This window comes from Actinophytocola sp. (assembly GCF_036555685.1).
Classification (GTDB): domain Bacteria; phylum Actinomycetota; class Actinomycetes; order Mycobacteriales; family Pseudonocardiaceae; genus Actinophytocola.
In genome coordinates this window covers 1-8,555 of sequence record NZ_DATBKY010000078.1, presented here as the reverse complement: position 1 = coordinate 8,555, position 8,555 = coordinate 1, and the positions used below count along the sequence as shown (strand labels likewise).

Here is an 8,555-nt window from a genome sequence, read left to right as displayed (position 1 = left end):
AGACCGCGCTGCGAGATGTTCGTCCACGGCGAGCCGCAGATCTCGTTGCCCGTCAACACCAGGTTGTTCGGGTCCATCTCCGAGATGCAGTCGTCGCCGCCGACGTTGACGCCCCACAGCATCCCCGTCGCCGTGTCGTAGGCCTCGTCACCCATCCACAGCCCGGCGCCGCCGATCGCGATCGTGTCGCCGGTCGCGGTTCCATCCTCGGCGAAGGCGTGATTCTGGTCGTCTCCGGGACCGATGTAGCTCGGGTTGCTGATCCAGACGCGGCTCGTGTCGAAGCTGACGCCCCAGCCGATTCCCAGATTGGTCGGGAAGCTCGAAATCACCGTGCCCGCTCCGCCCTGCGGGAAGTGGTACCCGCGCTTGGGCGGGTGGGGGTTCGCCGGCAGGTTCTTCGCGGTCTTCGCGTTGATCTTATCCGCCGGAATGCGCTTCTGGGCCGCACGGCGGTCGTTGAGAGACGCAAAGGGCCCGTGCTTGAGCGTCAACGGTCCCTTGCCTTCCAGAATCTCGAAGGTTCCGTCGGCCGAACCCGCGTTGGTGATGTTCAGCGTCTGGGTGTCCGTCGTCCCCGGAAGGATCTTGGAATTCATGACCGACGGATCCGCCGACAGCCAGCCGGCGGCCAGCGAGAAGTCCAGACGCACGGTGCTGTTCGGAATCACCGGAATGTTCAGCTGTGCGGACTGGTAGCCCTTCTTCGAAGCCTCGAACGGCTGCGGACCGCTTCCCGCCGAGAGGGCGTAGAAGCCGTCGCCCACGTTGGGATCGTCCGGCACCGCGTGCGTCGTCGTGGAGTCGCCGTCCGGCATGTTCTTCACGGTCGCGCCGTTGAGGCCGCTTCCGTTGTTCGCGTCGCTGACCGTGCCGACCACCAGTCCACCGGCGCCCGGCAGGCAGGTCGCTCCGCTCACCACGATGTCGTCGACCGCCCACCACCACGCGAAGAACGCGTTGTAGTAGTGGAACCGAACCGTCACGTTGGCCTGGCCTCCCGTGTTCGGAAGCACCGCAGAGATCGACGTCGGTCCGCGGTCGCTCGCCGTCTGGCGCAGCGCGTTGTTCCACGTCGTGCCGCCGTCGGTGCTCACGTCCACGTCCGCCGTATCGCCCAGGTTGAAGTAGTCCTGGTTGAAGGCGATGATCGCGCCGCCGAAGGCCGACACGTCGATCGACGCCGTCCTCAGCTCCGTGTCGAGGGACACGAACCCGGCGCAGTCGCTGTTGATCAGCGCGAACGCTCCGGAGCCGCCGGTCGGGTTGGTGCCGGGCGGCAGCTCGTTGCAGGGCGCGAAGTCGTTCACGATGCCCCAGCCGCCCGAGCCGGTGTTGTCGACCACCGACCAGCCCGGCGGCAGCGTCCCGCCGTCGAAGGACTCGCTCATCAGGGGCGTCGGCGGCCCGGGGGTGTAGCCCGGCGCGGTGCAGACACCCGCATCCACCGTCAGACTGAAGTTCGCCACGAAGCCCGGTGGATCGTCCGGGAGTTGAAGCACCGGAACCGGGACGTTGACGTCCTGCGAGAGAACGTTGTACCCCGGAATCTGCGAGGTCACCACGAAGTGATAGGTGAAGCCCGCGGCCAGGGTGATCGAGTAGTAGCCGAGCTTCGGATCCGTGTAGAGCGTCGCGCCCGGGAAGCCCTCCGGACCGGTGATGTCGATCCGGGCGTACAGCGGCCAGCCCGCACCCGAGCCGTCCTTCACGACGCCGTTGACGACCAGGTTCAAGTTCGGCGTCAGCGTGAAGTTCTGGATCGTGTCGCCGCCGTCCGTCACCTCGACGCCGCTGGCGGAATCCGGCGTGTAGCCGAACTTCGACGCGGTCATGTCGTAGGTGCCGACCGGGAGCGTGAAGTGGTAGTGACCCGCGGCGTCCGTGCTCGTCGAGAACGAGTTCGCCGTGACGGTGGCGTTCTCAATCGGATTCTTGCTCGTATCCACGACGTCACCCTCGAGGGTGCCGGCCGCGCTGCCGCAGCCCGGGAACTGGAACGACCCGATGCGGGTCCGCCAGTCGAACGAGCCGTCGGCCGAGTAGTACTGGTTGGTGTACCAGAAGGTGCAGCCGTCGATGGGGTCGATCTCCACGTCGCTGTAGTCGCCCCAGCGGTTGAAGGTGTTCTGCTGGCTCCCCGTGCCGGAGAACATCACGTCTTCGTCGCCCATGGTGCCGGCCGGGTCCGCCGCGAAGCGTCCCGTGATGCCGATCGCGGGATCGATCGTCGCGTCCGAGATGCTGTAGCCGAGGGCCATGTTGCCGTTGTTGTCCATGGCGATCGCCGGCATCCAGCGATTCATGGAATCCGGCGAGTAGGTGCCGGACTGGAAGAGCGACGGTCCGGCGGGATTGCCGCCCTGCCCGATGTGCACGGTCGAGATGGGCGCGAAGATGTCGCGCACCTCGGTCCAGCGGACGCCGGCCTGATCGCCGCTCTCCGCGACGTTGACGGTCTGGGCGATCGTCATCGCCTCGTGGTCGCCGAAATTGCGATAGGCCGCGCGGAACATCGTGCGGCCGGAAATCGCGTCCAGCCCCTCGCCGTTCAGCTGCGGGATGCAATTGCGGCTGAAGCCGCACATCACGGGATTGAAGTCGGGAGTCGTCGTGTCGTACGGCCCGACGAAGGTGGAGTTGCCGGGCGTCTCGAAATCGACGTGGAAGTACCAGAAGTGAAGTCCGGGCGTCGGATTGCCGTCCCAGTTGGGATGCGCCGTCGCCACGACCGGATTCGGAGCTCCGGCCGGTGGAGGAGTGAGGCCGTCGAGGTCGCCCGGCAGCGGCGCGAACTGATTGGGATCCATGTCGAAGGCGATACTCGTCGCGTCGGTACCCGCGAGCATGGCATTGCGGTCGAAGGCGGTGACCCGCGAGTTGCTGAAGGACCCGCCCGGGAACTGGTCCGTCGTCATGTAGTACGCGTCGGGCCAGACGCCGAACTTCGGATAGTCCGGGATGTCAAACGCGTACGGAAAGTCGTAGCGGTTGTACGAGCCCGTCGCGTCGTCGGTCGTCGACACGGCGAGGCACATGTGGAACTCGTTCTGCACGAAGATGTCGAAGGCCAGGTAGGTCGCCAGCCAGCGGTTCGCGATGTGGTCGTACTTGACGACCGGATCCGTGACGTCCTCGTTCTCGCAGAAGCCGCCGAACCCCTCGAAGATCGCGGTGCCCGGCAGCGGTCCCACGAGATTGTTTCCCGTGGTCTTGTCGTAGATGTGGAAGACCGAGTTGACGAACTGGAAGTACTGCGTCGAGCCGACGGCGCCCTCGGTGTCGGGAGGCGCCACCTCGAATCCGAAGAACGGGCCCATTTCCGCGGCGGTCCCGCCGTCGAAGTTGAGCATCGGAGTCGGCTGGCTGCTGCCGAAGTGGCGCTGCACGACCGGATCGACGCCCTTGTGCTCGGTGCCGCGCAGTCTCGGGCCCTCGTTGCGGGCCGCCTCGTGCCCGGCTCCCGTGAACGGCTTCGTCGGCGGGTGCGCGAGGCGCAGCGGACCCGACGTGTCGTGTTTGAGCGCGTGCATCACCGTCGGCGGCGACGGTGAGCTTTTCGGAGTGGATTTCTCGGCGGCCAGGAGCGGGGAGGAACCGAGGAGGGAGACAGACGCGAACACCGAGACGGTGACGGCAAGGAGCCCATTCGCCAAGCGCGATTGCATGGCGGACCTCCGTTTTGAAAAATAAACGAAACGCGCCGTGACTCGACCAGGGTTCGAAACGGGAACTGCGGGAAATTCAATACCCGAGGTCGGGGGGTGTCAAGAGAAAGTTGGAGACGCCGTCGAGCGGCGGGCGGCCCGCCGGCTGGCGTCCGTTCCGGGCGACGCTGATCAAAAAAATGGGCGCGGCCGAAGCCGCGCCCATCCGAATCGCAACCGGAACCGATTCTAGGGAAGGACGACCGGGAACCCCCAGGCCTTCACGATGAAGACGGCCATCTGCTCGTTGGGAATCGGGGTCAGCGGGCAGAACTTGGCCGGGTTGACCTGGCAACCCGTCGTGATGCCGTCGTTGAACAGCAGCTCGACCCAGTCGCCGTACGGATCGCTCGGGGTCGGCGGGCATGCGACGTCGGTGAAGATGCCCGAGCAGGGCGCCGGAATGTAGTCCGCCCCCTTCAGGCCCTTCTCGATGAAGACCGCCATCTGACCTCTCGGAATGCTCTGGTCCGGGCAGTAGAGCAGCGGGTCCGCCTGGCAGCCCGCCGTGATCCCGTCGTCATACACGCCCTGGATGTAGTCCGCGTTGTAGTCCCCGAAGAACACGTCTCCGAAGATCCCCGTGTAGACCGGCGGAGGCGTGAACGGTCCGTGCACCGACCGGAAGATGTACCCGGCCATGTCGGCGCGCGTCACGTTGTCGTGCGGGCAGAAGTTGAAGAACGAGCAGCCGTGCATGATGTTCGCCCCGGCCGCCGCGTAGATGTAGGGCTCGAAGGTGTCCGTCCCCGGCGGGTTGTCCTCGAGAACGTCCATGAACCGGACCGTGAAGTTGAGGCCCACGCCCGCCATCGGATTCGGCGTGTCCGTCTTGAATCCGAGGTGCGCCTGACGCAGACCCGGCAGCAGGTTCGCCGAGTCGAAGGTCACGGCCACCGGGAAGGGGTTGGATCCGCCGCCGCCGGCCACGTGCCTCGCGCCGCCAGCCGCCGGAACCGTGCCCTCCGTCGGATCCTCGCTGACCCACGGGATGTCCGAGCTGCAGCTGCCGCTCTCGCCCGAAGCCACGATGAACAGCTTCTGCTGGAACTGGTTGAGGATCAGCAGGTTTCCGTCGCAATCGCTGTCCATGCCCGCTCCGCCGTGGTCATCGAAGGCCCCGTCGGAGACGTTGAAGCTGCCGACCTCGTTGTACCCGTTGTTGACGTCCAGGATGTGGATCGAGAAGTCCACCGGGTCGCTCACCTGCACGAAGAGGTGGCCGGTGTCCGGGAAGAAGGCCAGGCCCGAGATGCCCAGGCCCACGAACTGCGAGTCGAGCACCGCTCCGGTGTTGTCGATGTGGTAGACGGTGAATTCGTTCCAGCCGCCGATGAAGAAGCCGTCGTTGACGGCGTCGTACGCCAGACCGCGCTGCGAGATGTTCGTCCACGGCGAGCCGCAGATCTCGTTGCCCGTCAACACCAGGTTGTTCGGGTCCATCTCCGAGATGCAGTCGTCGCCGCCGACGTTGACGCCCCACAGCATCCCCGTCGCCGTGTCGAAGGCCTCGTCACCCATCCACAGCCCGGCGCCGCCGATCGCGATCGTCGCGCCCGTGTCCGTGCCGTCCGGGGTGAAGCTGTGGTTCATGTCGTCGCCGGGACCGATGTAGGACGGGTTGCTGATCCAGACGCGGCTGGTGTCGAAGCTGACGCCCCATCCGATTCCCAGACCCGTGTCGAAGCTCGAGATGACCTCTCCCGGACCGGCGCCCTGCGGGATGCGGTAGCCGGGCTTGGGCGGGTGGGGGTTCGCCGGCAGATTCTTGGCGGTCTTCGCATTGATCTTGTCCGCCGGAATGCGCTTCTGGGCCGACCGGCGATCGGTCAGGCTCGCGACGTGCTTGACGCCCTTGGCGGTCAGCGGTCCCTTGCCCTCGAGGATCTCGAAGCTTCCGTCCGCCGAGCCCGCATTCGAGATGTTCAGCGTCTGGGTGTCCGTCGTCCCCGGAAGAATCTTGGAATTCATGACCGACGGGTCCGCCGTCAGCCAGCCCGACGCCAGCGAGAAGTCGAGGCGCACGGTGCTGTTCGGAATCACCGGAATGTTCAGCTGCGCCGACTGGTAGCCGGTCTTCGAAGCCTGGAAGGGCTGCGGTCCGCTTCCGGCCGCCAGCGAATAGAAGCCGTCGCCCATCGCGGGATCCTCCGGAACCGCGTGCGTGGTTCCGGAATTGCCGTCCGGCATGTTCTTGACGGTCGCGCCGTTCAGGCCGCTGCCCGTATTCGTGTCGAGGACCTTGCCGACCACGAGGCCGCTCTCGCCCGGGTTGCAGACCGCGCCGCTCACCGCGACGTCGTCGACCGCCCACCACCACGCGAAGAACGCGTTGTAGTAGTGGAACCGAACCGTCACGTTGGCCTGGCCGCCGACTCCCGGCAGCACCGCCGAGATCGACGTCGGTCCGCGGTCGCTCGCCGTCTGGCTCAGCGCGTTGTTCCACGTCTTGCCGCCGTCGGTGCTCACGTCCACGTCCGCCGTGTCGCCCAGGTTGAAGTAGTCCTGGTTGAACGAGAGGATCGCGCCGTCCCAGGCGGACAGGTCGATCGACGCCGTCCGCAGCTCCGTGTCGAGGGACACGAACCCGGCGCAGTCGCTGTTGATCAGCGCGAACGCTCCGGAGCCGCCCGTCGGGTTGGTGCCGGGCGGCAGCTCGTTGCAGGGCGCGAAGTCGTTCACGATGCCCCAGCCGCCGCCGCCGGTGTTGTCGACGACGGACCAGCCCTCGGGCAGCTCACCGCCGTCGAAGGACTCCGACCAGACCGGAATGGGCTCGCCCGGAGTGTAGCCCGGCGCGATGCAGAGGCCCGAGTCGACCTTCAGGTCGAAGTTGGCCACGATCCCCGGCGGATCGTTGACGATCTCGGGCACGTTCACCGGGACATCCGCGACGCCGGTGTTGTAGCCCGGAATCTGCGACGTCACCACGAAGTGATACGTCGCGCCATCCGGGACACCGATCGAGTAGTACCCGCTCAGCGGATCGTTGAAGATCGTGGCCGCGTAATCGGGGCCGGTGACGACGATCTTCGCGTAGAGCGGGAAGCCCCCGCCTGACCCATCCTTCACGACGCCATTGACGATGGACGTTTGCGCTGATGCGCTCGAAACTCCGAGGACGAGCGCAGCGAGCACGACGACCGCAAGAGTGCACAGACTCCTTGCCCGACTCCCACGCATAAGACCTCCAAAAAATTAAGAAACGCTAAGGGTGGAGAAACTAGATCACCGGAGGACTGTGGGGGTCAACTGGAAAACTGGCCTTTCGACCGGGCGGGCCGCGATGCACAAGAACATGTGCAAACGGGGCGCCGCAGCGCCCCGTTTTAAGAAAGCCTCGAGGGCCGGCGGCCCCGCCGGCCGCCTCAGGGAAGCGGCAGGTTGAACGTGATCGTCAGGAAAGCCGCCATCTCCGCGCGCAGAACGGGATCTCCCGGGCAGAAGTTGGTTCCATCCCCGCAGCCCGCCGTGATGCCTCGGGTCTTGAGGTCCTGGATCCAGTCCGCGTACTGGCTCGGGCAGGCGACGTCCGCGAAGACGGGCGGCTCGGTGCAGGCCGGCGGGACGTAGCCCGAGCCCTGGCTCGTCTTGAGGAGAAAGACCGCCATCTCCTGCCGGAGGACGTTGGCGTCCGGGCAGTAGATCGTGCCGTCGCCGCACCCCGCCGTGATCCCGCGCGTCTTGACGTCCTCGATCCAGTCCGTATACAGACCCGGGCACGGGACGTCGGCGAAGACGCCCGGAGGCGTGCAGGCCGGCGGCATGTAGAGGGGTCCCAGCAGGGACTTCAACAGGAAGACCGCCATCTCCGCGCGGGTCGTGGTGCGCACGGGGCAGAACAGACGGACGTCGCACCCGGCGGTGACGCCGGCGTTGAAGATCGCCTGGATCTGGAGGGCCGCGAAATAGTCGGTCGGCACGTCCAGGAAGGTCTGGTTGACGTCGAAGCGCTCGCCGGCCGAGGTGCCGCCGCCGGGGAGCGGGTTGAACACGGTCACCGATTGAATGCCCGCCGCGGCCACGTCCGAGGCCGAGATCGTGGCGGTCAGGTGCGTCCCGCTCAGGTAGGTCGTCGGCCGGTCGGAGCCATTCCACTGAACCGTCGAGCCGTCGACGAAGCCCGAGCCGAAGACATCCAGGGTGAAGGCGGGGTCGCCGGCGATGACGACGTCGGGGTTGACGCTCGTGATCGTCGGAGTCGGGTTGCTGATCGGTTCCAATCGATAGACCGCGCCGTTCAGGTCGGCGACGTACAGCTCCCCCGCCTCGTCCTGGCCGAAGCTCGAGATGGTGAGGCCCGGATCGAGGAGCCTCTGCGTGCTCCACGTCCCGCCGGACTCGCTTGCGGCCCAGAGCTCTCCGAGGCAGAGGTCGCCGTAGACGTAGAAGCCGGCCAGGCCTGGGATCGCGGAGCCGCGATACCGAAATCCCCCGACGATCGCGCACCAGCCGGCCGCGTGAGTCTCCTCGAGGATCGGCAGCGTCAGCGAGCCGTCGTCACAGTTGTTCGGCGGGTTGTAGCAGTGCAAGCCTTCCATCTTGTGCCAGCCGTAGTTCTCGCCACCCGAGCTCGACGACGGCTGGAAGTCGATCTCTTCGTAGAGCTCCTGTCCGACGTCGCCGATCAGCAGGTCGAAGGTCGAACGGTCGAAGGAGAAGCGCCACGGATTGCGAACGCCGTAGGCCCAGATCTCGTCGCACCCGCTGACGCCCACGAAGGGGTTGGTCACCGGAATCCCGTACGGCATCGACGTCGACTGCCCGCACGGAACCGCGCCGGCGCTGTCGATGTCGATCCGCAGAATCTTGCCGAGGAGCACGTTCAGGTTCTGGGCGTTGTTCGGG

The 8,555-nt window shown here is 66.3% G+C and carries 4 protein-coding genes; 1 reads left to right on the top strand and 3 read right to left on the bottom strand.

The genetic code is table 11. The features are described from left to right. Positions 1-3,026: carboxypeptidase regulatory-like domain-containing protein (locus tag VH969_RS08160; protein ID WP_331972874.1), on the bottom strand; the 3,026-nt coding region annotated here is incomplete at its 3' end. 12 nt (positions 3,027-3,038) lie between these two features. On the opposite strand from VH969_RS08160, the gene VH969_RS08155 reads away from it, so the two are divergent. Beyond that, positions 3,039-3,554 (top strand): hypothetical protein, encoded by a 516-nt coding sequence (locus VH969_RS08155; RefSeq protein ID WP_331972872.1) that lies wholly within the window; start codon positions 3,039-3,041, stop codon positions 3,552-3,554. Between the two features lie 342 nt (positions 3,555-3,896). On the opposite strand, the gene VH969_RS08150 is transcribed toward VH969_RS08155, so the two are convergent. Next, a complete protein-coding gene (locus VH969_RS08150) occupies positions 3,897-6,779 on the bottom strand; it encodes an S-layer homology domain-containing protein (RefSeq protein WP_331972870.1) in 2,883 nt (960 codons plus the stop codon). Positions 6,780-7,075: 296 nt separating this feature from the next. Beyond that, positions 7,076-8,555, bottom strand: a 1,480-nt coding sequence (locus tag VH969_RS08145; RefSeq protein WP_331972868.1) for a choice-of-anchor Z repeating domain-containing protein, incomplete at its 5' end; no start/stop codon positions are given.